Genomic DNA, 23,057 nt, shown 5'->3' on the forward strand with positions numbered 1-23,057 from the left:
AAAGGGTGAGGCGGCGGTATGCCCGCCTACCTCACCCGGATTGGGAATTTAACCCTGGGAAGCCGATTCGATGGCCGCCTTCATATCGGCGGTGGCATCATCGACCGACTTGTCATCCGTCAATGCAGCGTAGGCATTGTCCTGGATGGCCTTAGAAATCGCCGAGTAGAACGGGGAAACCGGGCGCGGTGCCGCGTTCTCCAAGGACTCCTTGAGCGCCGGCAGGTATGGGAACTCCTGCTGTAGCTGCGGGTCATCGTAGATGGAGGCCAAGACCGGTGGGAAGGACTGCTCCGCGAAGGACTTCTGGTTGTCTTCGTTGATGATGAACTTCATAAAGTCGAGCGCAGTGCCCTTATTCTTGGAGTTGATATTGATACCGTTGTTGTAGCCACCCAGCGTGGAAACGCCTACGCCGTCCTTGCCCAGTGGGGCCTGGACCTCGACGTCGACGCCGGCATCAACCGCATTGGAGTACATATATGGCCAGTTCACGGCGAAGGCGGTCTTGCCTTCGGTGAAGGCCATATTGGTTTCTTCCTCGGTGGCGGCGGTGGAGTCCTTGGAGATGGTCTCCTCCTTGTACGCATCCACCATGGCCTGCAGGCCGTCTTTGGCTTCCTTGGAATCCACGGTGACATTGCCGTCCTTATCCAAGACAGAGCCGCCCCAGCCTTCCATGAAGTCAGCGGTATTGAGCGCAAGGCCTTCATACTGCTTGAGCTGGGTGGTCAGACAGTTCTTGCCGTCTTCCAGCGCCTTACATGCAGATTTGAGATCTGCGAACTTCTCGGGAGCCTTATCCGCGAGCTTGGTATTGCGGAAAAGCAGCTGACCATTGGTGTTTTGCGGCAGCGCGTAGAGGACGTCGTTATAGGTGGCGGACTCTACGGTGGCCGGCAGTAGCTCATCCGTATTGGTTTCAAAATCACCATTGAGCGGCTGGAGCCACTGGTTGGCAGCGAACTCCGCGGTCCACACGACGTCCAGCGCCATGACATCGTAGTCATCGCTGCCCGCCTGCAGGGACTGCACGAGGGTCTCGCGCTGGGCGTCAGCCTCGCCGGCCAGCTCCTTGAGCGTGACCTTCTCGTCTGGGTGCTGCTCGTTCCACTTTTCGATGATGGGGGTCACCTTGTCCGTGTCATTTTTGCCCATGGCAAAAGTGATGGGGCCGTGCGCATCCGCCCCGCCTTCGGAGGAACCGCCCGCAGCGGAATCGGAGGAGGACGAAGAGCAGCCGGCCAGGGCCAGAACTGCAGTAGTCGCAACGGTGGTGCGAAGCAGGAATCTCTTCATGGAATTCACCTTTCGGAAAACTTTCGGTTCTTTAAACCTAAAATACGGAAATCGAAAGGTGGATAATTTTGACCTATTTAACTCTAAATGGGGGTAGTAAAGGGGCGGCGGGAGGTTGGACTACGTACCTGCGGCACTGTGGCCCAGTGTCCGCCGTGGGGCTAATCCTGTGAGATACGGCGCCCCGTTTCTGGGTCAAAGCGGAGTGCTTCGCGCGGGTTGAATGTCAGTACTACATCTTCGCCGCGCTGTGGTGGGGTACCTTCGGCGCGAGCAACAAAGCGGTTTTCGCCCACGGTGACGTAGACGTAGGACTCGGCGCCCAGCTCTTCCACAATGTCCACCACACCCTGAAAACCCACTGGACCCTTGTTGATAAACATCTTTTCTGGGCGTACACCTACGCGGCCGCCGTTGTAGTCAAAGATATTCATGGCTGGCGATCCGATGAAACCGGCGACGAATTCGTTTGCGGGGGCGTCATAAAGCTCGCGCGGCGGGGCAACTTGCTGCAGCTCGCCGTCCTTGAGCACCGCCACACGGTCACCCATGGTCATCGCCTCTACCTGGTCGTGGGTGACGTATACCGTCGTCGTACCCAGTCGCTGCTGCAGGCTGGCCAACTCGGCGCGGGTCTGAACGCGCAGCTTGGCATCCAGGTTGGATAGTGGCTCATCCATGAGGAAGGCCTTCGGCTCGCGCACAATGGCGCGGCCCATGGCCACGCGCTGGCGCTGGCCACCGGAAAGGTCCTTGGGCTTGCGCTTGAGGTAATCGGTCAGACCGAGTGTCTCCGCAGCTGCGTGTACCTTGGACTTGATGTCGGCCTTGGGCAACTTTGCCAGCTTCAAAGCAAAGCCCATGTTTTGTTCTACTGTAAGGTGTGGGTAAAGCGCATAATTCTGGAAGACCATGGCGATATCGCGATCGCCTGGCTCTAAGTTGGTCACGTCCTTGCCATCAATGGTGATGCGGCCGCTCGATGTCGGCTCTAATCCCGCCAGTGCGCGCAGCGTCGTGGATTTACCGCAGCCCGAAGGACCAACGAGCACCAGAAACTCGCCGTCCGCGATTTCGAGGTCCAAGTCCTTTACCGTGGGCGCGCTCGCGCCAGGGTAGGTGATATTGACCTTTTCAAAAGTGACCTTTGCCATGCGCAACACACTAGCACCATTGATGGCCGGTATCCTTAAAGCTTATGACTGCACTTGATTTGGAACGCATTCGCACCGCATTGGCCGATGATTTCACCACCATCGATTTCGTGGAAAAGACCGGCTCCACCAATACCGACTTGATGCAGGCCACCAACGTTGCGGATGGCACCGTGCTGCTTGCCGACGAACAACTTTCCGGCAAGGGCCGCCTCGGCCGCTCCTGGACCGCGCCGGCCGGTTCGCAAGTCATTTTCTCTGTGCTTTTGCTGCCGGAATCCCTCGATCACTTGGGCACCCTACCTCTGGCCGCGGGCTTGGCGGTCACCGATTCCATCGAGGGCACCGTGCTCAAGTGGCCGAATGATGTGCATATCGACGGCAATAAGCTGTGCGGCATCCTCGCTGAGGCTGGACCCGTGGGCCAGGCTTTCAAAGCCGCGCCAAAGACCGAGCTCACCAAGGTGGAAGTGGGCAAGGCTGAACTTAATAAGGCTGAGGTCAACAAGGCGGAAGTAAATAAAACCGAAGTCAATAAGGCGGAGCTCAATAAAGCCGTAGGCGGTGCCGCGCCCTCTGCGCGCGTCGTCGTAGGAATGGGCATCAATGTCACCTTGACCCGCGAGGACCTGCCGATTGAAAAGGCCACCTCGCTCGCGCTCGAAGGCCGCGATACCGACCGCACCGAGCTCGCCATTAACGTGCTGAAGAACCTGCGCCGTCGTATTGTGCAGTGGGAGAACCACGATCCGCAGCTCCTGCGCGATTACCGTGCGGTGTGTTCCTCACTGGGACAACAGGTGCGCCTAGAAACTCCATCCGGCGATGTTATTGGGCACGTGGATGAAATCGGCGAGGACGGCCGCATCATGGTCGCTGGTGAGTACTATTCCGCGGGCGATGTCACGCATCTGCGCCCACAGCAGTAGACCGCACAAGAGACACGGGAGGTAGCATCCATAGCTATGGGATTAATGAAGATGGGCCAAGGCGAGATCAAGCGCGCAGATGTCTCCGCGCCTTTTCGCGCATTGATTTTCCCTTTTCTCGAGCTCATCCTCATTACCGGTCTACTGTGGATTGCCATCGGTTGGTGCGATGTCCAAGCAGTAGACCCGATGCTGCGCAATGGACTGGTCGCGGTGTGGGCGCTGTTGGGAATCTGGCGCTTTGTCATCCCGCTTTATAAGGCCCGTCGCAAGCGCTTCATAGTGACCAATAGGCGCGTCATCGCGCGCGAGGGGCGCACTATCGATTCGATTCCGCTGCAGGATATTCGCGGTGCTCGAAAACGACGCGGCGGAGTGTCTCTAGCCATCCATGGTTGGGACCGCGCCATGTATTTCCCTAATGTTGCTAAGCCCAAGCGCGTGGCTGAGATTATTAATGATCGCCCTTGGTTTTAACCTCGGTGGTGTGCAGCTGGCTATCTAGGTCCTCCGGCGAGAGGTTGGCGCGGCTAAATTCCTGCGTCAGCGGCAGGCGCAGCTCTAAATCAGAGGCGGGGCAAAGCTCAACCGTTGCCTTATCTACTACGTAGTCCAAAACGTGCCCACCGGAGGTGCGGGCGGCGTCGATAAAGTGCACGTGACAGCCTGGCACCGAAATTCCTTTTTCATAAACGGGGGTGCGGAAGCCGCCGATGACTCCTTCGACGTTCTGAAAGTGCAGCTCTTTATCTCCGCCGACGGCCTCTGACATCGGTGGGTAGGGCTTTTCCTGCTTGACCACCGTGCGGGTGGTGACCTCCTTAAAAGTGCCCACGATGCGCACCGCATACATGTAGTTGGCGGAAGGCTCGAGCCTATCGATAAAGGCGGAGAGCTGATCGCGGCGCAGGCCCGCGGGGGCGTCGGCAGTAATGCGAGGAACAAAATTGGTGGCTACCGCATAGGGGGTGCGCTGATCCAAATCTGCAATCTGTGCGGAACCATCGCCCCGCAGTTGGTAGCAGGTGCCGTCCAAAATGATCATCTCACCGTCGAGGCCATCGAAGGTGCCCAAGCCGAAGTTTCCCTTACCTAGCAGCTCTGAAATGGTCATTTCGCCGTCATAAATGCCATCAAGCAAAGCGGTCATGAGTGAATTTTGGAAGATGGTATGACGAGTGAACATAGTATCCAGGCTAGTATTGGGGGACGTGAGTGACTTAAAGCCTATTGTAACTGTTTGTGGCGACGGCCAGCTGGCCCGCATGATGCAGCCGGCCGCCGCGGAGCTCGGTATTCACCTGCGGATTCTAGCCAGCAAGCCGGATTCTTCCGCGGCGCAGGTCACCCCGGACGTGGTGCTGGGGGACTATACCTCCCTGGAGGAGCTGCGCGGCGTGGCCGAGGGCGCGGATGCCATCACTTTCGAGCACGAGCACGTGCCCAATGAACACTCCGCCGCGCTTATCGACGCCGGTTTTAACGTCCAACCTCAGCCCACCGCCCTCATTTACGCGCAGGACAAGTTAAAGATGCGCGAAAAGCTTGCCGCATTTGGTGCCCCCGTGCCACGCTTTGCTGCGATCGACTCGGTGGCCGATGCCCGCGCCTTCTTCGACGCCGTCGATGGTCGCGTCTGCCTCAAGGCCCGCCGCGGTGGCTACGACGGCAAGGGCGTGTGGTTCCCCACCGCCGATAATTGCTTTGAGCTGGTTTCCGAGCTGCTCGAGGCCGGTACCCCTCTCATGGCTGAGGAAAAGGTGGACCTGACCCGCGAGCTTTCCATCCTCGTTGCCCGCCGCCCCTCCGGTGAGGCCAAGGTGTGGCCGATTACCCAATCCCGCCAGGAAAACGGCATCTGTGCCGAGGCCATCGCGCCCGCCCCCGGCCTTACCCCGGAACTTTCCCAGCGCGCTTCCGAGCTGGGACTATCTATTGCCGAGTCCTTGGGCGTGACCGGCGTGCTCGCCGTAGAACTCTTCGCCTTTGACGGTCCCGACGGCGAGGATATCTCCGTTAACGAACTGGCCATGCGTCCGCATAACACCGGTCACTGGACTCAGGACGGCTGTGTTACTTCCCAGTTTGAGCAGCACCTGCGCGCCGTGCTCGACCTCCCGCTAGGTGCGGTCGATGCGCTTGCCCCCGTCACCGTCATGGCCAATGTCTTGGGAGCCGACGAAGATCCTGCCATGCCCATGCCGGAGCGCGTTCGTGAAGTAATGAAGCGTTACCCGCAGGCCAAGATTCACCTCTACGGCAAGGATCACCGTCCCGGCCGCAAGATTGGCCACGTCAACGTTACCGGTGAGGACACCGACGAGACCCTGACCATCGCCCGCAAGGCAGCGCACTTTCTCGTGCACGCCGAATGGGCATAAAACTCTGCTTATAGAAAGGACAGCATGCAACCACACGTAGGCATCATCATGGGCTCTGATTCTGATTGGCCCACCGTTGAACCCGCCGCCCAGGTCCTCGCAGACTTTGGCATCCCCTTCGAAGTTGGCGTGGTCAGCGCTCACCGCACCCCAGAAAAGATGCTCGCATACGCAAAAGAAGCCCATACCCGCGGCCTGAAAGCGATTATCGCCTGTGCCGGTGGCGCCGCGCACTTGCCCGGCATGGTTGCAGCGGCCACGCCGCTGCCAGTCATCGGCATCCCGCGCGCTTTGAAGGAGCTCGATGGCCTCGATTCCCTTCTTTCCATCGTGCAGATGCCTAGCGGTGTGCCGGTCGCCACCGTTTCTATCGGCGGTGCAAAAAACGCCGGCCTGCTTGCTGCGCGCATTCTCGGGGCAGGTGACCCCGCTATACAGGACAAGATGGTGGACTACCAAAAGCAGATGGCCGAGGAAGTCGAGCAGAAGGATAAGAACCTGCGCGACAAGCTGCTGGGAGAGTAGCTCTTAGGAAAAGAAGTAAATAAAACAAGCACGTTTAGCCACAACCGCGGAGGTTTCGGCAAAACGTGCTTGTCTTCTGCGCGGTGACGTCGACGAACGCTAGAAGGGCACGCCGGAGCGCAAGATGACATTGGCAAACGGCGTGGTGGAACCGGTGCGCACGACAAAGGAGGCGCGGGCAACTTCGCGTTTGAGGTCGTCATGGGAGACCTCGGTGAGGGGTACTGCGGGAAGCAAGGAACGCACCTCGGTCGGGGTGGAATCGGCGATGGTGGCGGCTTCGACTACGACTTCGTCGAGGAGGGCGGCCAGCGTATCGGCAAAGGTGGGGATGCCAAAAATCAAAGTGAGGTCGATGACCGGCACCTCGTGGGGAATGGGCAGGCCGCAATCAGCGATGACAAAGGTATCAGTGTGGCCAAGGCGCGCAACGGCACCGGCGAGCGCGGGATTAAGGAGACCGGACTTACGCATTGGTGACCTCCGGCAAAGTGGATGCGGTCGTGGGGTAGGAGGGCTGCGCGCCGTTACCGGTGGCGGCGAAGGCGCCGACGCGGGCGGCGAAGGTGGCGGCATCGACAAGCGAGGCTCCAGCGAGGAGCTGGGCGCAAAAGGCACCTGCGAAGGCATCGCCGGCGCCGGTGGTATCCACGGCGGTCACGCGCGGGGTGGGGATATCCGCGCCGCCATCCGGGGTAGCAACGTGGGCGCCGTGGGCGCCAAGGGTCAGCACGACGGAACGGAAGCCTGCCTCTACCAGGCGGTGGGCGAGTTCGCGCGGGGCGCCGTCTGCAGGTAGGCCGAGCTGGTCCAAGATGAGCCCCGCTTCGTGTTCGTTGGCCAGCAGGGGATCGGCCTGCAGAAGCGAGTCACGGTCGACCTCGACTACCGGAGCGAGGTTAACCACCACGCGACCTTGCGCAGCGTCGACTGCCGCCTGAAAACCAGAGGCAGGGATCTCGCCTTGGAGGAGCACCACGTCGGCATCGGCGATGGTGGAGGCGCGGGCGGTGACAAAGGGGGCGTCGACAAGCGCATTGGCGCCGGGGGAGATGACGATGGTGTTCTCGCCATCGGCCGAGACGGTAATGACGGCGAGGCCGGTATTGGTATCGGCCTGCTCTACAGCACCCAGATCGATTCCGGAGGTGCGCATATAGTACATGGCGGGCTCAGCATAAGGATCGGAGCCCACCGCGCCCACAAAAGCCACGTTGGCGCCCAGCTGCGCCGCCGCAACTGCCTGATTGGCGCCCTTGCCTCCAGCTAAAATCTCGCCGCCGGAGCCCAGCAGGGTCTCGCCGGGCTGCGGGTGGCGCTCGGCGTGGACGATGAGATCGGCATTGATGGATCCGACGACGGTTAGCTTGCTCATTGGAAATCCTCTACATTGTCGCGGGTGACGGTGATGACCTCGACGGGGACGTTCTTCTCCGCCGTGCCACCGTGCAGGAGCGCTGCGGCTTGTTCGATGGCGCGGGCACCGAGCTCTGCGGGCTGCTGGGCGATGGTAGCTTCCAGCTTGCCATCTTTGACCGCCTTGAGGCCATCGAAGGTGCCGTCAAAAGCCACCACCTTGACCTCAGTACCGGCGCGCGAGCCCAAGGCTTCGACCGCGCCGAGCGCCATTTCATCGTTTTCTGCAAAGATCGCCTTGATATCGGGGTTGGCTTGCAGCAGGTTGGTGGCAACGTTGAGGCCCTCCGTACGGTCAAAATTCGCCGATTGCTTGCCGACGACCCGAATATCCCCGTACTTCGCAATCTGCTCTGCAAAGCCTTTGCCGCGCTCGCGCGAGGCGGAGGTACCGGCGGTTCCCTGCAGGATAAGTATCTCTCCCTTTTCCCCGATGGAGTGGGCGAGGGTATCCGCCGCCTGTGCGCCGCCGGCGACGTTATCGGAGGCCACCATGGAATCCAGTTCTACGCCGTTGACGTCGCGGTCCACGCCGATAACCGGCACGCCGTCATCCCTGATGCCGCGCACGGCCGGGGCGACGGCATCGGAATCGGTGGGGTTAACCACGACGACCTTGGCTCCCATCGACGTGGCATTGCCCAGTTGATTGACCTGTTGGGCGGGGTCATCGGAGGCGTCTTGGATATCCAGCGGAACGCCGAGCTCCTTGGCCTTATCTTGTGCGCCGTGGCGCAGCTCAATGAAGAAGGGGTTGGTCTGTGTCGACAGCGCTAGCGTGATGCGGTTGCGGTCTTCTTCCGAACGATTGCAGGAGGCAAGGCCAAGCGCGAGGGCGGGCACGAGAAGGGTGGCGATGAGCTTCTTCATGGTGGGTGCTCCTTAGCTGGCCGTCTTATTACGGATAACGTCGAAGCCGACGGCCAGCGCAATGACCAAACCAATGACGATCTGCTGCCAGAACGAGGAGACATTGAGCAGATTCAGACCGTTGCGGATAACGGCCAAAAGAATTGCGCCGACCAGCGTGCCGGTGGCCTTGCCCTGGCCGCCGGAGAGCGAGGCGCCGCCGATGACGACGGCCGCGATGGCATCCAATTCATAGCCGGTGCCGGCCTGAGGTTGCGCAGATTCGAGGCGGCCTGCCATGACCATGCCGGCCCAGGCGGCAAAGAAACCGGAGAGTGCGAAGACGGCGATCTGGATGCGCTTGACCGGCAGGCCCGAGAGACGGGCGGCCTCGAGGTTGCCGCCGATGGCGTACATGGAACGGCCGAGTACCGTGCGCTCTAGGATGAACCAGCACATGAGCCCGGCGATGACCATCATGATGATTGGAACTGGAAAGCCCGCGATATCGCCGCCAAAGGCGTTGACGGCTGGGGCGGTTTCAATGGGCGAGCCTTGGGAGATGACCAGGGTAAGTCCGCGGGCGATGGACATCATGGCCAGCGTTGCGATGAAGGACGGAATCTTGCCCCACGCGGTGGCCATGCCGCAGATGGCGCCGGCCAGCGCTCCTACGATAAGGCCGATGAGCAACGTGAGCCAGCCAGGTAGACCAGCGGTGGAGAACATATAGGCCGAGACCATGGCACCGAGCGCGGCGACCGAACCTACCGAAAGGTCGATGCCAGCGGTGACGATGACAAAGGTCATGCCGAAGGCCAAGATTGCCACCGTGGCGGCCTGGATGCCGATATTGAGCAGGTTCGCCACGGTAAGAAAGTACGGGGTGGCGATAAACAGCGCGATGCACAGGGCAATAAGGCCAACGAGTGCGCCATTATTCATCGCCCAGTTAACTACTCGATTCTTGGTCAAGCTTCATCCTTGGGGTCAGTTCCGGCAGGTGCGGCAGCAGCGGCGGAAGTAGCGGAGGTCACATTGGATACGGCGAAGGCCATGACCTCGTCTTGGGTGGAGTTCTTGGGGAGTTGGCCGGCGAGTTGTCCACCGGACATGACGAGGATGCGATCGGACATGCCGAGCACCTCGGGTAAATCGGAGGAGGCCATGAGCACGGCGCCACCGGCTGCGGTGACCTCATTAATAATGTTGTAGATTTCCACCTTGGCGCCGACGTCGACGCCGCGGGTGGGTTCATCGAGCAGAAGGACCTTGGAACCGGCCAGTACCCAGCGGCCGAAGACCGCCTTTTGCTGGTTGCCGCCGGATAGGTTGCGGATGGGCTGGGAGAGATCCGCCATGCGGATGCGCAGCTTTTCTGCTACTTCTGTCGCGCGGCGGTGCTGGCCGCTGCGGTCTGCAAGCCCCGCCTTGGCGGTGGGGTAGAGGGTGGCAAACCCCAGGTTATCGCCCACGGAGGCGTCAAGGACGAGCGCCTGGGACTTGCGGTCTTCCGGGATATGGCCCACGCCGGCGCGGATGGCGGCACGTATATCGCCGCTGCGCAGCTGCGTGCCGCCAACGCGGATGGAGCCGGAATCGTAAGGATCGGCGCCTGCGATGGCGCGAATGACCTCGGTACGGCCAGCACCCACGAGTCCGGCTAGGCCGACGACTTCGCCGGCATGGACGGAGAAGGTGACGTCGTGAAAGGCGCCGTCGGAAGTCAGCTCGGAGACTTCTAGTAGGGCCTCGCCGTGTTCAGGGGGAACCTTGCGCGGGTATTGATTTTCAATCTCGCGGCCAACCATGAGCCGGACCAGCTCGTCCTCGTCCGTATCGGCAGGGACTTCGGCAATGAAAGAACCATCGCGCAGCACGCTAATGGTCTCTGCAATTCGCGCTAGTTCCTCCAAGTGATGGCTGATAAAAATCATGGCCACGCCCTTGGCCTTGAGCTCCTCAAGCACGGCAAAGAGGGCATCGACCTCCTTACCGGTGAGCGCGGCCGTGGGCTCATCCAGGATAAGAATTCGCGCATTCATGGACAGCGCCTTTGCGATTTCTACGAGCTGCTGCTTGGCGACGCCGAGCTCACCCACCGGCATATCCAGGTCCACGTCCAAGCCGATGAGATGCAGCGCGGCTTGGGCCTGTGCCTTGAGGTGTTTGTGGTTGACCAACCCGAAGCGGCGCGGGGTGCGCCCGAGCATGATGTTCTCGGCCACCGATATGGTGGGAACGAGGTTGAGCTCTTGGTGGATGGTGGCGATGCCCAACGCCTCGGAGGCCTTGGTGTCGGGGATTTTAACCTCTGCGCCATCCACCACAATGCGGCCGGAATCTGGTTGGTGGACACCGGCAATCATCTTGATGAGCGTGGATTTTCCGGCGCCGTTTTCACCCAGCAAGGCTTGGACCTGACCCCGGCGGACGGTGAGATCCACGCCTTTAATGACTTCTACCTGGCCAAAGGATTTGGTTACGCTTTCTAAGCGCAATACGTGGTCACTCATGGCGTGGCCTCATTGAGGTGGTGGGCGGTGGACATGCGTGGGATGTAGCGGGTGTCTAGCACTTCGCCCTCTGGCTGGCGCTTTTCGTTAATAGCCGCGATGAGCTTAGCCGTGGCGGTCTCGCCCATCCGTGCAACATCCTGGTCCACTACCGAGATGGGGGAGGGCTGGAAGCGCAGGTAGATAAAATCATCGAAGCCCACGAGCGCGATCTCTTCTCCGATGCGCTTACCCGCATTATGGCAGGCCTCTAGTGCACCGGCAGTCATCATGGAATCGCCGGCAATAAGCGCGGTGACGCCCTCCTGCAGGAGCGCGATGGCTCCCTTATAACCTTCGCGGTGGCGGTAGCTGCCGTGGTGGATGTGGGTAGGCATCCCACGCGTGGCGGCCTTGAATGCTTCGAGTCGCTGCCGGCCGGTGGAGGTTTCCTGAGGGCCGGACAGGTAGCCGATATGCGTGTGCCCTTTCTCCTTGAGCTGTTCCACGGCCTGTTCGATTCCCTTGTGTGGATCTGATAGCACTGCGGGAATCTGGCTCAGGGTCCGGTCAATGAGCACGAGCGGCCGGTAGGTGCGCGCCTGCTCGAGCGCTTCTTCGGCACCTTCGAGCGGTACGGCGATAATTCCGTCCACCTGGCGTTCCATGAGGGCATCGAGGGCCTTGACTAGCCGCTGTGGTTCCTCGCCGCAACTGGTAATCATTGTGGCTAGACCCTGTTTATCGGCGGCCTCTTCAACGGCTGCCGCCATCGCGGCGAAATAGGCATTATCCAGGCTGGGGATGACTAGACCGATGGCATTCGACCGGGAGCTACGCAAGGCGCGGGCCTGGGCGTTGGGCCTATAGTTCAGCTTGACGGCCGTGTCCTTGACACGTTGGCGCGTGGATTCAGAGATAGCAGGGTTGCCCGAGAGTGAGCGGGACGCGGTAGAAATGGATACTCCAGCAGCAGCGGCCACGTCTTTAAGGGTGGTTCCGGCCATGCTGACCTCCTTGGGTTTTAAGGCGTATGAGCCATCGTCTGGCCCTACGGGGTGCAATCGATTGCATGCTCGAGTTAAACCTAAGGCCTTTTCTATCTTTCTGTCAAGGTGTGGCGAGTCTATGCTGGTATCCATGTCTGACCCGCTCCTCGTGTTGGGTTCCCGCGTAACCCACGGCTATCCCGGCGCTATGTTGCGTTCGCGTCTGGATAAAGCGCTGGCCCTTTATCATGGCCAGCAGATTATTGTCTCTGGTCGCGGCGAGGCAGGTCCGATGGCCACTTATCTTATTGAGCGCGGCGTACCTGCTGAGCGAGTAGTGGTGGAGCCAGACGCCACGAGTACCAATGAGAACCTGGAAAATGCACACCGCTTGGCCCCGCACGCCGTTTTGCAGGTGGTGACCAATGATTTTCATGTCCTGCGCACAACGCTGTGGGCCCGGCACCTAGGTATTGCTGTGCGCGTGCATCCCGCGCGCACCCCGTGGCGGTTAATGCCGCGTAACTATCTGCGTGAAGTTCTAGCTACCCCGCACTCCGCAGCGCGAATAGCGTGGCGGCGGGTGTGTAGATAGCACTGCCGCTTAGTTGGGGGGCTGTTGAGTCCCTTTCAGGTGTCCTCAACCCCCGAAAGAGGTTAACTGCAGGTTAACTCCATGGCGGTGAGCTGGTGAAACGGTAGATATACGCTCCTTATTATGCAAACGATTGACCGGCGCTTTGCCGTGCTCCTAGGCTAAATCCAACGAAAGTTATAGCCAGAAAGGTCTTTGTTATGACCAGTGGAGGAGCGGCTGGCTCTGACGCTGAATACCCCAGCGTCGCCATTTCTCATGGCGATTACGCGGCCGAGATTGCCCTTTTCAGCGGTGCAGTAAAGGCGCTGACCTATCGCGGCGCACCCTTGGTAGAAAGCTATGAGGGCAAGCCACCACTGATGGCCGGTGTGGTGCTGGCGCCGTGGCCCAATCGCACCGAAGATGGCTGGTTTGAATGGCAGGGGACTGTCCACCAGCTAGAAATTACGGAGCCGGAGCGCAATAACGCCATCCACGGCTTCGCGGTGGACTGGTGGCGGGTAAAAGAACGCACAGAAAGCCGAGTGATCCTCGCTTTTGACATTGAGCCGCGGCACGGTTGGCCATGGGCCATTCAGCTGGAGGCTACCTATGCTCTCGATGAGCAAGGATTGCACCACCGGCTGACCGCCCGCACCGCGGACCCCGGCGAGGTTCCCTTTGCCTATGGCCTCCACCTCTACCTTTCCCCACAGGGAGCTGGGGCGGAGGAAGCGGTGCTGAGTGTGGACGTCGGCAAGCGCCACGTGCTAGACGCGCGCAACCTGCCTACGGGCAAGACGGAGCAGGTGCGCATTGTCCACCAACCCATCGCCGAGGTGGATTGGGACGATTGCTTCCACGGTGAAGGGCCGCTGACGGCCAGATATACAGCCGGTGGAAAAGGTGTGCGGCTGGAGATGGGCGAGGGCCTGAACTGGGTGCAGATGTTTACCCCAGCCAACTTCCCGCGGGAACAAGGCCCAGGCAAGGCGCTTGCGGTAGAGCCCATGAGCGCGCCGCCGAATGCGCTGCGTAGCAGGGAAGACCTCGCGCGCTTGAGTGCTCAAAATCCACAGACTTATACGCTGCTGCTGGCAGCAGAAAATAATAACTAGAAAGGTCAGCCATGGAGACTGCTGAATCCGTATTGAGGCTCGATGCCTCTTGGGCGGATTACTTATTGGTAGCCATCTACTTCCTCTTCGTTCTAGGCATTGGCTGGGCCGCCAAGGCCAGGGTGTCTAGCTCTATCGACTTCTTCCTCTCCGGTCGAGGCTTGCCCGCCTGGGTGACCGGACTGGCCTTCGTCTCGGCCAACCTAGGCGCGGTAGAAATCATCGGTATGTCCGCCAATGGTGTGGAGTATGGCTTCCAAACCATGCACTACTTCTGGATCGGTGCCATCCCCGCCATGGTCTTTTTGGGCATTGTGATGATGCCGTTCTACTACGGCTCCAAGGTCCGCTCGGTGCCGGAATTTATGCGCAAACGTTTTGGCAATGCCGCGCACTTGGTCAACGCGATTTCCTTTGCCGTAGCCCAGCTGCTCATTGCAGGTGTGAACCTGTACCTGCTGGCCACCATCGTAGAGGCCCTATTGGGCTGGCAGATGTGGGTATCGCTCTTGGTCGCCGGGTTTATTGTGCTGTCCTATATCACCTTGGGGGGCCTTTCGGCCGCCATCTATAACGAGGTGCTGCAGTTCTTCGTTATCATCGCCGCGCTTGCCCCACTAACCATTATTGGGTTGAACCGCGTGGGCGGCTGGAGCGGGTTAAAAGACGCCGTGGCCAATGACTCTCACTTCCACACCTGGCCGGGCACGGACATCTCCGGCTTCGAAAACCCGGTGTGGTCTGTCATCGGCATCGTCCTAGGCCTAGGCTTCGTGCTCTCCTTCGGCTACTGGACCACCAACTTCGTAGAAGTCCAGCGCGCCATGGCCTCGGATTCTATTTCCGCGGCCCGCAAGACCCCGATTATCGGTGCCTTCCCCAAGATGTTCGTACCTTTCCTGGTGGTTATTCCGGGCATGGTTGCTTCCGTGTCCGTGGCTGACTTGATGGAGGAGCGCGCCGAGCCGAACGACGCCATCCTGCTGCTCATGCGCGACCTGCTACCCAATGGCCTATTGGGTGTGGCAATTGCCGGTCTCTTGGCGTCGTTCATGGCCGGCATGGCGGCAAATATCTCGGCTTTTAATACCGTCATTTCCTATGACATCTGGCAGACCTACGTGGTCAAGGACCGCGAGGATGCCTACTACTTGAAGTTCGGCCGCATCGCTACGGTTATCGCCACCGCTATTGCCATCTTCACCGCGCTTTTGGCACAGAACTTTGGCAATATCATGGACTACCTGCAGACCCTGTTTGGCTTCTTTAATGCGCCGCTATTTGCCACCTTCATCTTGGGTATATTCTGGAAGCGCATGACCCCGCACGCTGGTTGGTCCGGACTGGTGGCCGGTACTGGTTCCGCCATCGTTTTCTGGTACGTCGCTTCTTTCACGGACATGATTAACCTTCCAGGCCAGGGCACCGCCTTCGTCGCGGCCGGCGTGGCCTTCGCCGTGGATATCGTGGTCTCCATCGTGGTTACCTTGTTTACCCAGCCCAAGCCGGATGCCGAGCTGGTCGGCTTCGTTTCCTCCGTAACCCCCAAGGACCACTTTGAGGACTACACCGAAAAGTCCTTGCCGTGGTACCAACAGACCGTCCCGCTGGGCATTATCTGCCTAGTTATGGCCGTAGCACTCAACGTCATCTTTGCCTAAGGAGCCCAACATGTCTGAGAAAAAGCGCGCGGGCGCATTCGACCTGCGCAACGTCATCGCCGCACTCCTCGGCCTCTACGGCCTCATCTTGCTCGGCTGCTATTTCTTCCTTGACCCAGGCATTAACCCAGATACCGGGCAGGCCAAAAACGTCAGCGATAACCTATGGGCAAGCCTTGCTTTGCTGGCCGTGGCCGCCGCCTTTGTGCTGTGGGCGCGCCTGAAGCCCATCACCATCCCAGGAGAAGACTAATGGTTGAGATTACCTCCGCCACGCTTGCCGACGGCCGCGAAATCCTCTACTTCGACGACCAGCCCCACCCTGACCGCGTGCTCGTTGATTCCCGCGATATCCCTACCGTAGCCCCTGCTTCCGAGATGCGCCGGGATCCCCTGACAGGAGACTGGGTGGCCTTTGCCGCCCACCGAATGAACCGAACCTTCCTGCCACCTGCCAATGAGAACCCGCTAGCGCCCACGCGCGAAGGCCAGCTGCCCACGGAGATCCCCAGCCCTAGCTATGACGTGGTGGTCTTTGAAAACCGCTTCCCGTCTTTTGCTACCGCGGCCGACATCGAGCACCCCGAGGAGGATAACCTGTTTGGCATGGTGCCGCGCCTTCCTGCGCGCGCCCGCTGTGAGGTGGTCTGTTTTACCGAGGATCCCGCCCTTTCTTTCAAGGATTTGCCCGAATCCCGCATTCGCACCGTTATTGAGGCGTGGGCTCATCGCACCGCCGCGTTGTCCCAGATTGACGGTGTGCAGCAGGTTTTCCCCTTCGAAAACCGTGGTGAAGAAATCGGCGTGACCCTCCAGCACCCGCACGGCCAGATTTATTCCTATCCATTCCTCTCGCCGCGCCTGCGCTCCATCGTGGATTCCGCCCGGGCCTACGACGGCGACCTCTTTCAGGATCTCCTCGATCGTGAGCGCGCCGCCGGCACCCGCATCATTGCTGAGACCGAGCACTTCACCGTCTTCGTCCCCGCCGCCGCCAAATGGCCGTTGGAAGCTATGGTCTTGCCCAATGAACACATCCCTGACTTCGCCGCGCTTAGCGACGCCCAACGTGCCGACCTCGCACCCTTGCTTAAGAAGCTGTACTCCGCGGTGGACCGCTTCTTTGATGGCGTGGACAAGACCCCCTATATCGCCGGCTGGACCCAGGCACCGGTGGACAAGGCACTGCGCCCAGGCATCCGCATGCACCTGCAGCTCTTTTCGCTTATGCGATCGCCCGGCCGCATGAAGTACCTCGCCGGCTCCGAGTCTTCGCAGGCGGTGTGGATTAATGACACCACCCCGGAGCGCATTGCCGCCCGGTTCAAGGAGATCTGGGATGCTTAACTGGATTGAGACCCGTACCGATGAGGAGCTCGCTGCCGCTGCGCGCGCCCTCTTCGCCTCTGCCTTCCCGGATTCGCCCGAGCCCGCCGGCGTGTGGGCCGCTCCCGGCCGCGTGAACCTCATCGGCGAGCATATCGATTACGCTGGCGGCGCCTCCATTCCCTTTGCGCTGGAGCAAAATACCGCCGTTGCTGTCGCGCCTCGCAGCGATGGGCTTATCCGCATAGCTTCCGAGTTCGACGGCTCCATCGCCCATGCAGAGCTTCCGCTTGCCGATGTTCGTCCGGGCCACCCCGCCGATTGGTCCGGCTACGTTGCTGGCACCGTGTGGGCCGCTACCGCGGCGGGCACGCTGTCATGCACGGGCCTTGATATCACTATTGTCTCCGACGTCCCCGTCGGCTCTGGCCTGTCTAGCTCTGCCGCCCTCGAGTGCTCCACGGCCGTGGCCGCGTATGAGCTCGCGCACGGGCATTCTCCCGATGACGCTGCCCGCAGCCAGCTGGCGCAAGCCTGCATTCGCGCCGAAAACGAGGTGGTCGGCGCCTCTACCGGTGGATTGGACCAAAACGCCAGTCTCTTTGGCCAGCGCGGCAAGGCCCTCTTTTTGGACTTTTCCACTGGCGCCGTCGAGCGCGTGCCTTTCAATATCGAGGCCCAAGACATGGTGCTGCTCATCGCGGACACCAATGCCCCGCACACGCTTTCCGACGGCCAATACGCCTCCCGCCGCGGCATCATCGACGCCGTCCAATCTGCCGCCGGTTGCTCCATCCGCGAGATCTCGAATGCCGTGGACTTTGCCGCCACCGTCAATCCCGCCGAGGCGGAACTCTATCGCCGCCGCGTGCACCACGTGGTGGAAGAAACCAACCGGACCCTAGATGCCGCTACCGCGCTGGCATCTTCCGATCTAGATACATTCCGGCGTCTTATGCGCGAGAGCCACATCTCTCTGCGCGACCTTTATGAGGTCACCACTCCGGAGCTCGACTCCGCTTTTACCGCGGCCGGAGAGCTGGGCGCTCGCATGACCGGTGGTGGTTTCGGCGGCGCGGTTATCGCGCTCATCCCGCACTCCTCCGTCGAGTCCACCGCCCAAGCCATTTATGATGCTGCGGTTTCGCGCGGCTTTCCGGAACCTACCTTCTTGGTTGCGCGTCCGGGTGAAGGCGCCAGGCGCTTGGTCTGACTCCGCGGCCCGGCTCGGCTTAGCCGCGACCCTCCCAGCGCGCCTCTTGTCGTTGGGTCCATACTGATCAGGCTGATCTGAAGGCCGGGCCGCCTCAGATCGGCCTTAATTCCCTCAATTCGGCCTGATCAGATCAGCCCCAAAGCCCTAAGCGTTCGGGTCACAACGCCAAGAGAGCTTTCTGGATCCCCTCGCGCAGAGTCTCGCGAGACTGCTTCATCGGATGCGCAATCGCGCGCAACCCCATGTACGCAATCTGGTCGGCCGCCCGATTCAGCGGATCACCCGCATGCCCAAGTACACGGCGAATGTCGACCTCGCATTGGCCTTGGATATCGCCCCAAGCTTGCTGGAATCGGGACCGCGCACCCGAAGACACCCCTCGCCACGTGCGTCCCGGCCGCGACGCTTTAGAGCCGCGCTTATGCACAATCTGCTCGACCGCCTCCAAAGCGGCTACGGAATCGGACTCAATAACCGCCTTGCGCGCACCCACCTTGAGCAGGTATTTCAGCGCGAGCGTCAGTGCTTCGAGCTCGAGCTCATCCGTGCTCGCCTTGGTTTCTCGAGTTCGTAACCGGTAGTCGCCGTTGCCCGCAACGAAGCACATCGACCCCTTGAATACGGTATCCGAGGAAGCGTCGGTGGCTATGCGAACCACGTCGCCCTTGGACCATGAGGAGGCGCGCGAGAAGTTCGGCCACCAGTGTGCTTTCGGCGTCTCTACCTGTGCCGCTTGCTTCTTTTTCGGTGCTTCACCCATCTTGCGCGCCTTCCGTGCAGTAAGGCCGGCTTGTTTTCGGCGCACGGAGCTCGCGCTCTTCGAAGCCCTATTTTCTTCCGCAAAGCTTCCCGTCACCGTGAAACCGTCTGCCGTGAGTGCCGCTCGCAACGCATTCTGCCTGCGACCAGTGACAATCCACACCCGTCCGTCGAGTCCCTTGAGTGCGCGTTTGACCTCCCGTACGGCGATATCGACGATATCGCCCTTCTTAGTCTGGCCGCGGCGCACAAAACGCGTCTGCTTAGTATTGACCGCGATGACCCAGCCTTCGATGGTGCCGTTGGGGGCGGAATCCCAACGCTCGTCCCAGAGCGCGACCGCAACATGGATTGGTGCCGAGACCATGCCCGAGGTGATCTTGCGGGTACCGTAGGTGCGCGATTGCGTACCGGTAAGTTCTGAGAGCTCGATGGGTTCCATTATCTCTAGTAAAGCACGGTTAACCGCGCTGCTGAATTATCCCCGCACACCACCGCATTGAACTACTTCCCCTTAGGTCGAATGTGATCGAGCCGATCTGAGCACAACCCGCCCTCAACTCAGCCTCAACGCTCTCAATTCGGCCCGATTACCTTGGACCTAAAGTTCCGCCTCTCACTGAAGGTTCTCGGAAGTTCACCTTCCTGAGCCCCATGACGCGTGCTCCGCCCCTCCAGTAGTGAAGATGAAACCATGATTACAGATCACTTCATCAACCTTCGTTACGCCGGAGCCGAAAGTCCGCACCACTTAGCCCTCCAGTGCGGTGAGCTCACCCAGATAGCGCCCTGGGTCGCCGTTCCCACGGCCACCTGGAGGCAATGGGTGCGCCATAAACAACAATTCGCCAAAGTAGTCGCTGCCGGGTGGAGCACCCACCGCGCCGTCCTCATCAGTAAATCGGCCGCGCGGCTGTGGGGAATGTGGGTAATTTCCAGGAAAGGGGAGGAGGTGGAGTTAGCGGTGCCTTCGGGAAGCGTTCCCCCACGCAGGCTCACCGCGAAGGGCTATCGGTACCGCCGGGTAAAGTCCCTCCAGGAATCCACGGTGACGGTAGCAGGTGTGCGCACCACGCATCCCGCCCGCACCTGCCTCGAAATCGCCCGGCTACACGGCTTCCCAGATGGCCTGGTAGCTACCGATTCTGCTCTCAGGCAACACGGCGTCACCACCTATGACTTGCGCGAAGAACTGGCAAGAATGCAGCGCACTAGGGGACAAGCAGCCATGCGTAAGGTTATCGAGCACGCGTATGGCGGATCGGAATCGCCCTATGAGTCCTATCTGCGAGCCCTCATTATCGAGCGTTTCCCGCAGGTGAAAATTGAGCCGCAGAAACCGCTGCTCGGGAAGTATCGGGCGGATCTCTGTCTCGATGGCTGGCTGGTGGTCGAGGTCGATGGCGATGCCAAATATGACGGTACCTACGGCAAGGAGCCCGTCCACGTGGTCAAGCAGCAGATAAAAAGGCAGCGAGCGCTAGAAAACCGCGGATACGTGGTGCTGCGCTTTGGTTCCAGCGAGGTGAAAGCGTCGGACGAGGCATTGCGGATAATCGCTAGCCACTTGGGAAAACGCGGCAGGAAAGTAGCCTAGATCACCCCCGCGCCACCCCACAAAGCATAAAAGTTGTTGAACAAAAGGCATAGCAACCCTTAAGATGATGCGCATCACAAATTTAATGCGACCTGCATCACGAAAGGTAAAATCTAGTGAGTGCTGAGACATCACACGCCACTCCGGCGCGGGCGGAGGATAAGACCCCGCCAAAGGGCCTCGGCGCCATGGCCGGTGCCATGTTCCTCATGGCCACCTCCGCCATCGGTCCGGGATTTTTGACCCAGACCTCGGTCTTTACCGTGCAGATGGGGGCTTCTTTCGCGTTTGCGATTATGCTGTCCATCCTCGTTGACATTGCCATCCAGCTCAATGTGTGGCGAGTGCTGTGTGTAAGCGGTATGCGCGCAAATACCTTGGGTAATACCGTTCTCCCCGGCCTGGGCTGGGTCCTCGCCGTATTCGTCTTTATCGGCGGCGCGGTCTTCAATATTGGCAATATCGCCGGTTCGGGCCTCGGTATCAACGCGATGCTGGGCATCGATGCGCGCATCGGCGGCGTCATCGCCGCAGCTATCGCCGTTTTTATCTTCCTCTCCCGCAAAGCCGGCATGGCACTTGACCGCCTTGTTGCCGTCCTCGGTGCGGTCATGATCCTGCTCATGCTCTACGTCGCGGTGGTCAGCCAACCACCGGTGGGCGAGGCACTAAAGAATACCGTCGCGCCAGGCGAGATTGACTTCTTCGTCATTACCACCATCATCGGTGGCACCGTGGGCGGCTATATCACTTTTGCCGGCGCGCACCGACTCATTGATTCTGGCCACACCGGCGTGGAAAACGTCAAGAACATTACCTATACCTCGGTCAGCGGCATCGTGGTAACCGGCATCATGCGCATGCTCCTCTTCTTGGCGGTGCTCGGCGTGGTAGCCACTGGGGTGGCGCTTTCCGATGACAACACCGCGGCCGATGCGTTCTACCATGCCGCTGGCGAGTTCGGCCTGCGTGCCTTCGGCGTAGTCCTCTTCGCTGCCGGTTTGTCCTCCGTTATCGGTGCGGCCTATACCTCGGTGTCCTTTGTGACCTCCCAGGAGACCTCGACGCGCACCCGTAATATCCTCACCATCGTCTTCATTGTGGTGTGCACGGTGGTCTTCGTGGCCATTAACTCCGCTCCGCAGAAGCTGCTCATCTTCGCTGGTGCCATCAACGGCCTTATCCTGCCCATTGGCTTTGCCCTCGTGATGTGGGTGGCCTGGCGCCGCCGCGACCTTTTGCATGGTTATAAGTACCCCAAGTGGCTTCTGGTCATTGGCGCCTTGGCGTGGGTACTGACCATCTTTATTGGTTTCAAGGCCTTTTCCGGCATCACCGAACTATGGGCTTAATGCGGACCCCGGAGCAGGTGCGCGAGTATGCGCGCACCCATGAAATGGCCACCACCGCTGGCCATGCCCGTGGCTTTATGCAGGCTAATCTGCTGGCGGTGCCGCAGGAATACGCCTTCGATTTCTTGCTTTTTGCCCAGCGCAACCCCAAGCCGTGCCCAATTGTGGGCGTGCTAGAGGCGGGGCAGTACACCTCCGAGCTACTTCCAGGTGGAGATATCCGCACCGATATCCCCGCCTACCGCGTCTTTGAAAACGGTGAGCACAGTGCCACGCTTGGCGACGCCACCTCGTACTACACCCCAGACATGGTCAGCTTCCTTATCGGCTGCTCCTTTACCTTTGAAACTGCCCTGCAGGATAACGGCATAGAGGTCGCGCACATTGCCCAGCAGCGCAATGTGCCGATGTTCAAGACCTCGATTCCTACCACCCCGGCCGGGGTCTTTTCCGGTCCCATGGTGGTGTCCATGCGGCCGATTCCGGCCGCACAAGTCTCCGATGCCGTGCGCATTACCTCCCGCTACCCCTCGGTTCATGGCGCCCCAGTGCACGTAGGTGACCCAGCGGCCATCGGCATTGCGGATCTCTCGTGTCCAGACTTTGGCGAGCCGGTAGAAGTACCAGACGGCTGCCTACCGGTCTTTTGGGCCTGTGGTGTCACCCCACAAGCCATCGTGATGGAATCCAAGCCGCGCCTGGCTATCACGCACGCGCCGGGGCAAATGTTAGTGACAAATGCCCGCGATCAAGATTTTCTCATTCCTTAATCCTCGAGCACGGCGAGGATCTTGCCGCACGTATTCATGAGGCTGTCATGTGCAAGCGTGGCAGCCTCATCCCGTTTTCCATCTGCGATGAGCGTGGCCAAGGTGATATTTCCTTGAATATGGTCCGCATGTAGTTGCGGGTAGCGCGGGATGGCCAAGAGGAAGGTAAGCCGCATGCGGGCGAGTAGATTATCCATCTGCTCATTCAGGGTGGGGGAGCCTAGCGCGGCCACCAGCGTGCGGTGGAAACGCTGATTGATGGCGGAGACTTCCTGGTGCTCGCCGCGCGCCGCGTAGTCGAAGGCGGAGGAAGTGAGGGTGACGAGTGAGGGGGCGTCGGGAAAAGCGCCCCAACGTACCGCGGCCGGTTCAATGGCTGCGCGGGCGGCGAAGAGATCACGGATATAGTCTGCATCTGGCATTGCGAGGAAGACACCCCGGTTAGGGATGCGCTCGACAATGCGCTCCGCGGCGAGCCTCGTGAAGGACTCACGCAGGGTATTGCGCGAGCAGTTGAAGCGTTCGGCTGCCTTGACCTCGCTGAGGCGCTCGCCGGGCTGGAATTCGCCTGCGGAAATGGCTTCGCGCAACGCGGAGGCGACAGACTGGGAAAACATGCTCACAACTGTACTAAAAAGTTGTGC

At 60.2% G+C, this 23,057-nt stretch carries 24 protein-coding genes; 13 read left to right on the forward strand and 11 right to left on the reverse strand.

The window, feature by feature from the left end; all coding sequences use genetic code 11:
- Positions 1-48: 48 nt before the first annotated feature.
- Positions 49-1,299, reverse strand: coding sequence for an ABC transporter substrate-binding protein (locus ACP8J1_RS02805; protein WP_023020707.1), 1,251 nt, complete (start codon positions 1,297-1,299; stop codon positions 49-51).
- A gap of 161 nt (positions 1,300-1,460) precedes the next feature.
- Entirely contained in the window at positions 1,461-2,453 is a 993-nt protein-coding gene (locus tag ACP8J1_RS02810) for an ABC transporter ATP-binding protein (RefSeq protein WP_023020708.1), read from the reverse strand.
- Between the two features lie 44 nt (positions 2,454-2,497).
- On the opposite strand from ACP8J1_RS02810, the gene ACP8J1_RS02815 reads away from it, so the two are divergent.
- Together ACP8J1_RS02815 and ACP8J1_RS02820 are read left to right on the forward strand one after the other, a co-directional pair.
- Complete coding sequence (locus tag ACP8J1_RS02815; RefSeq protein ID WP_023020709.1) at positions 2,498-3,382, forward strand: biotin--[acetyl-CoA-carboxylase] ligase; 885 nt, start codon at positions 2,498-2,500, stop codon at positions 3,380-3,382.
- Between the two features lie 36 nt (positions 3,383-3,418).
- The gene (locus ACP8J1_RS02820; RefSeq protein WP_023020710.1) at positions 3,419-3,859 is read left to right on the forward strand and encodes a hypothetical protein; all 441 of its coding nucleotides are present in this window, start codon (positions 3,419-3,421) and stop codon (positions 3,857-3,859) included.
- On the opposite strand, the gene budA is transcribed toward ACP8J1_RS02820, so the two are convergent.
- The gene (gene budA / locus ACP8J1_RS02825) at positions 3,837-4,568 is read right to left on the reverse strand and encodes an acetolactate decarboxylase (protein ID WP_023020711.1); all 732 of its coding nucleotides are present in this window, start codon (positions 4,566-4,568) and stop codon (positions 3,837-3,839) included. The two genes, ACP8J1_RS02820 and budA, sit on opposite strands and share 23 nt — an antisense overlap.
- A 79-nt stretch (positions 4,569-4,647) precedes the next feature.
- Between budA and ACP8J1_RS02830 the strand changes: the two genes are divergently transcribed.
- Positions 4,648-5,763 (forward strand): 5-(carboxyamino)imidazole ribonucleotide synthase, encoded by a 1,116-nt coding sequence (locus tag ACP8J1_RS02830; RefSeq protein WP_051139247.1) that lies wholly within the window; start codon positions 4,648-4,650, stop codon positions 5,761-5,763.
- A 24-nt stretch (positions 5,764-5,787) separates the two neighbouring features.
- The gene (gene purE / locus ACP8J1_RS02835) at positions 5,788-6,288 is read left to right on the forward strand and encodes a 5-(carboxyamino)imidazole ribonucleotide mutase (RefSeq protein ID WP_023027818.1); all 501 of its coding nucleotides are present in this window, start codon (positions 5,788-5,790) and stop codon (positions 6,286-6,288) included.
- Positions 6,289-6,387: 99 nt separating this feature from the next.
- Here the strand turns inward: purE and rbsD are convergent, their stop codons facing one another.
- From rbsD to ACP8J1_RS02865, 6 genes are read right to left on the reverse strand one after another with little or no spacing between them, the layout of a single operon-like run.
- Entirely contained in the window at positions 6,388-6,762 is a 375-nt protein-coding gene (rbsD, locus tag ACP8J1_RS02840) for a D-ribose pyranase (RefSeq protein WP_023020714.1), read from the reverse strand.
- Complete coding sequence (locus tag ACP8J1_RS02845; protein WP_023020715.1) at positions 6,755-7,663, reverse strand: ribokinase; 909 nt, start codon at positions 7,661-7,663, stop codon at positions 6,755-6,757. The genes rbsD and ACP8J1_RS02845 overlap by 8 nt, the downstream gene beginning before the upstream one ends.
- Entirely contained in the window at positions 7,660-8,574 is a 915-nt protein-coding gene (locus ACP8J1_RS02850) for a substrate-binding domain-containing protein (RefSeq protein WP_023027819.1), read from the reverse strand. Before ACP8J1_RS02850 ends, ACP8J1_RS02845 begins: the two co-directional genes overlap by 4 nt.
- 12 nt (positions 8,575-8,586) lie before the next feature.
- The gene (locus ACP8J1_RS02855; RefSeq protein ID WP_023027820.1) at positions 8,587-9,528 is read right to left on the reverse strand and encodes an ABC transporter permease; all 942 of its coding nucleotides are present in this window, start codon (positions 9,526-9,528) and stop codon (positions 8,587-8,589) included.
- Complete coding sequence (locus ACP8J1_RS02860; protein ID WP_023020718.1) at positions 9,525-11,069, reverse strand: sugar ABC transporter ATP-binding protein; 1,545 nt, start codon at positions 11,067-11,069, stop codon at positions 9,525-9,527. Before ACP8J1_RS02860 ends, ACP8J1_RS02855 begins: the two co-directional genes overlap by 4 nt.
- A complete protein-coding gene (locus ACP8J1_RS02865) occupies positions 11,066-12,055 on the reverse strand; it encodes a LacI family DNA-binding transcriptional regulator (protein ID WP_023020719.1) in 990 nt (329 codons plus the stop codon). The genes ACP8J1_RS02860 and ACP8J1_RS02865 overlap by 4 nt, the downstream gene beginning before the upstream one ends.
- Positions 12,056-12,188: 133 nt before the next feature.
- Between ACP8J1_RS02865 and ACP8J1_RS02870 the strand changes: the two genes are divergently transcribed.
- From ACP8J1_RS02870 to galK, 6 genes are all read left to right on the forward strand, one after another.
- Positions 12,189-12,632 (forward strand): YdcF family protein, encoded by a 444-nt coding sequence (locus ACP8J1_RS02870; RefSeq protein WP_198010445.1) that lies wholly within the window; start codon positions 12,189-12,191, stop codon positions 12,630-12,632.
- A gap of 200 nt (positions 12,633-12,832) precedes the next feature.
- A complete protein-coding gene (locus tag ACP8J1_RS02875; RefSeq protein WP_486697034.1) occupies positions 12,833-13,732 on the forward strand; it encodes an aldose epimerase family protein in 900 nt (299 codons plus the stop codon).
- Positions 13,733-13,743: 11 nt separating this feature from the next.
- Complete coding sequence (locus ACP8J1_RS02880) at positions 13,744-15,393, forward strand: sodium:solute symporter family protein (protein ID WP_023020722.1); 1,650 nt, start codon at positions 13,744-13,746, stop codon at positions 15,391-15,393.
- Positions 15,394-15,403: 10 nt separating this feature from the next.
- Positions 15,404-15,646 carry a hypothetical protein gene (locus ACP8J1_RS02885; RefSeq protein WP_023020723.1) on the forward strand — a complete coding sequence of 81 codons (243 nt, stop codon included), beginning with the start codon at positions 15,404-15,406 and terminating at the stop codon, positions 15,644-15,646.
- Complete coding sequence (galT, locus tag ACP8J1_RS02890; protein WP_023020724.1) at positions 15,646-16,740, forward strand: galactose-1-phosphate uridylyltransferase; 1,095 nt, start codon at positions 15,646-15,648, stop codon at positions 16,738-16,740. The genes ACP8J1_RS02885 and galT overlap by 1 nt, the downstream gene beginning before the upstream one ends.
- Complete coding sequence (gene galK / locus ACP8J1_RS02895) at positions 16,733-17,932, forward strand: galactokinase (RefSeq protein ID WP_023020725.1); 1,200 nt, start codon at positions 16,733-16,735, stop codon at positions 17,930-17,932. Before galT ends, galK begins: the two co-directional genes overlap by 8 nt.
- 160 nt (positions 17,933-18,092) lie before the next feature.
- Here the strand turns inward: galK and ACP8J1_RS02900 are convergent, their stop codons facing one another.
- Complete coding sequence (locus ACP8J1_RS02900) at positions 18,093-19,136, reverse strand: RNase H family protein (protein ID WP_023020726.1); 1,044 nt, start codon at positions 19,134-19,136, stop codon at positions 18,093-18,095.
- A 252-nt stretch (positions 19,137-19,388) separates the two neighbouring features.
- On the opposite strand from ACP8J1_RS02900, the gene ACP8J1_RS02905 reads away from it, so the two are divergent.
- The 3 genes from ACP8J1_RS02905 to ACP8J1_RS02915 all read left to right on the forward strand — a co-directional run bounded on the left by ACP8J1_RS02905 (position 19,389) and on the right by ACP8J1_RS02915 (position 22,413).
- Positions 19,389-20,291 carry an endonuclease domain-containing protein gene (locus ACP8J1_RS02905; RefSeq protein WP_023020727.1) on the forward strand — a complete coding sequence of 301 codons (903 nt, stop codon included), beginning with the start codon at positions 19,389-19,391 and terminating at the stop codon, positions 20,289-20,291.
- Between the two features lie 188 nt (positions 20,292-20,479).
- Positions 20,480-21,643 carry an NRAMP family divalent metal transporter gene (locus ACP8J1_RS02910; RefSeq protein ID WP_034656254.1) on the forward strand — a complete coding sequence of 388 codons (1,164 nt, stop codon included), beginning with the start codon at positions 20,480-20,482 and terminating at the stop codon, positions 21,641-21,643.
- On the forward strand, positions 21,634-22,413 hold the full coding sequence (locus tag ACP8J1_RS02915; RefSeq protein ID WP_198010446.1) for a putative hydro-lyase: 780 nt from the start codon (positions 21,634-21,636) through the stop codon (positions 22,411-22,413). The genes ACP8J1_RS02910 and ACP8J1_RS02915 overlap by 10 nt, the downstream gene beginning before the upstream one ends.
- On the opposite strand, the gene ACP8J1_RS02920 is transcribed toward ACP8J1_RS02915, so the two are convergent.
- On the reverse strand, positions 22,410-23,030 hold the full coding sequence (locus tag ACP8J1_RS02920; protein WP_023020730.1) for a GntR family transcriptional regulator: 621 nt from the start codon (positions 23,028-23,030) through the stop codon (positions 22,410-22,412). The two genes, ACP8J1_RS02915 and ACP8J1_RS02920, sit on opposite strands and share 4 nt — an antisense overlap.
- Positions 23,031-23,057: the final 27 nt, after the last annotated feature.

The sequence above is a fragment of the Corynebacterium sp. LaCa_205 genome, assembly GCF_057458085.1.

Coding starts and splice junctions, on each gene's coding strand:
- ACP8J1_RS02805 (WP_023020707.1), bottom strand. CDS start 1,299: ATGAAGAGATTCCTGCTTCGCACCACCGTTGCGACTACTGCAGTTCTG.
- ACP8J1_RS02810 (WP_023020708.1), bottom strand. CDS start 2,453: ATGGCAAAGGTCACTTTTGAAAAGGTCAATATCACCTACCCTGGCGCG.
- ACP8J1_RS02815 (WP_023020709.1), top strand. CDS start 2,498: ATGACTGCACTTGATTTGGAACGCATTCGCACCGCATTGGCCGATGAT.
- ACP8J1_RS02820 (WP_023020710.1), top strand. CDS start 3,419: ATGGGATTAATGAAGATGGGCCAAGGCGAGATCAAGCGCGCAGATGTC.
- budA (WP_023020711.1), bottom strand. CDS start 4,568: ATGTTCACTCGTCATACCATCTTCCAAAATTCACTCATGACCGCTTTG.
- ACP8J1_RS02830 (WP_051139247.1), top strand. CDS start 4,648: ATGATGCAGCCGGCCGCCGCGGAGCTCGGTATTCACCTGCGGATTCTA.
- purE (WP_023027818.1), top strand. CDS start 5,788: ATGCAACCACACGTAGGCATCATCATGGGCTCTGATTCTGATTGGCCC.
- rbsD (WP_023020714.1), bottom strand. CDS start 6,762: ATGCGTAAGTCCGGTCTCCTTAATCCCGCGCTCGCCGGTGCCGTTGCG.
- ACP8J1_RS02845 (WP_023020715.1), bottom strand. CDS start 7,663: ATGAGCAAGCTAACCGTCGTCGGATCCATCAATGCCGATCTCATCGTC.
- ACP8J1_RS02850 (WP_023027819.1), bottom strand. CDS start 8,574: ATGAAGAAGCTCATCGCCACCCTTCTCGTGCCCGCCCTCGCGCTTGGC.
- ACP8J1_RS02860 (WP_023020718.1), bottom strand. CDS start 11,069: ATGAGTGACCACGTATTGCGCTTAGAAAGCGTAACCAAATCCTTTGGC.
- ACP8J1_RS02865 (WP_023020719.1), bottom strand. CDS start 12,055: ATGGCCGGAACCACCCTTAAAGACGTGGCCGCTGCTGCTGGAGTATCC.
- ACP8J1_RS02870 (WP_198010445.1), top strand. CDS start 12,189: ATGTCTGACCCGCTCCTCGTGTTGGGTTCCCGCGTAACCCACGGCTAT.
- ACP8J1_RS02875 (WP_486697034.1), top strand. CDS start 12,833: ATGACCAGTGGAGGAGCGGCTGGCTCTGACGCTGAATACCCCAGCGTC.
- ACP8J1_RS02880 (WP_023020722.1), top strand. CDS start 13,744: ATGGAGACTGCTGAATCCGTATTGAGGCTCGATGCCTCTTGGGCGGAT.
- ACP8J1_RS02885 (WP_023020723.1), top strand. CDS start 15,404: ATGTCTGAGAAAAAGCGCGCGGGCGCATTCGACCTGCGCAACGTCATC.
- galT (WP_023020724.1), top strand. CDS start 15,646: ATGGTTGAGATTACCTCCGCCACGCTTGCCGACGGCCGCGAAATCCTC.
- galK (WP_023020725.1), top strand. CDS start 16,733: ATGCTTAACTGGATTGAGACCCGTACCGATGAGGAGCTCGCTGCCGCT.
- ACP8J1_RS02900 (WP_023020726.1), bottom strand. CDS start 19,136: ATGGAACCCATCGAGCTCTCAGAACTTACCGGTACGCAATCGCGCACC.
- ACP8J1_RS02905 (WP_023020727.1), top strand. CDS start 19,389: ATGATTACAGATCACTTCATCAACCTTCGTTACGCCGGAGCCGAAAGT.
- ACP8J1_RS02910 (WP_034656254.1), top strand. CDS start 20,480: ATGGCCGGTGCCATGTTCCTCATGGCCACCTCCGCCATCGGTCCGGGA.
- ACP8J1_RS02915 (WP_198010446.1), top strand. CDS start 21,634: ATGGGCTTAATGCGGACCCCGGAGCAGGTGCGCGAGTATGCGCGCACC.
- ACP8J1_RS02920 (WP_023020730.1), bottom strand. CDS start 23,030: ATGTTTTCCCAGTCTGTCGCCTCCGCGTTGCGCGAAGCCATTTCCGCA.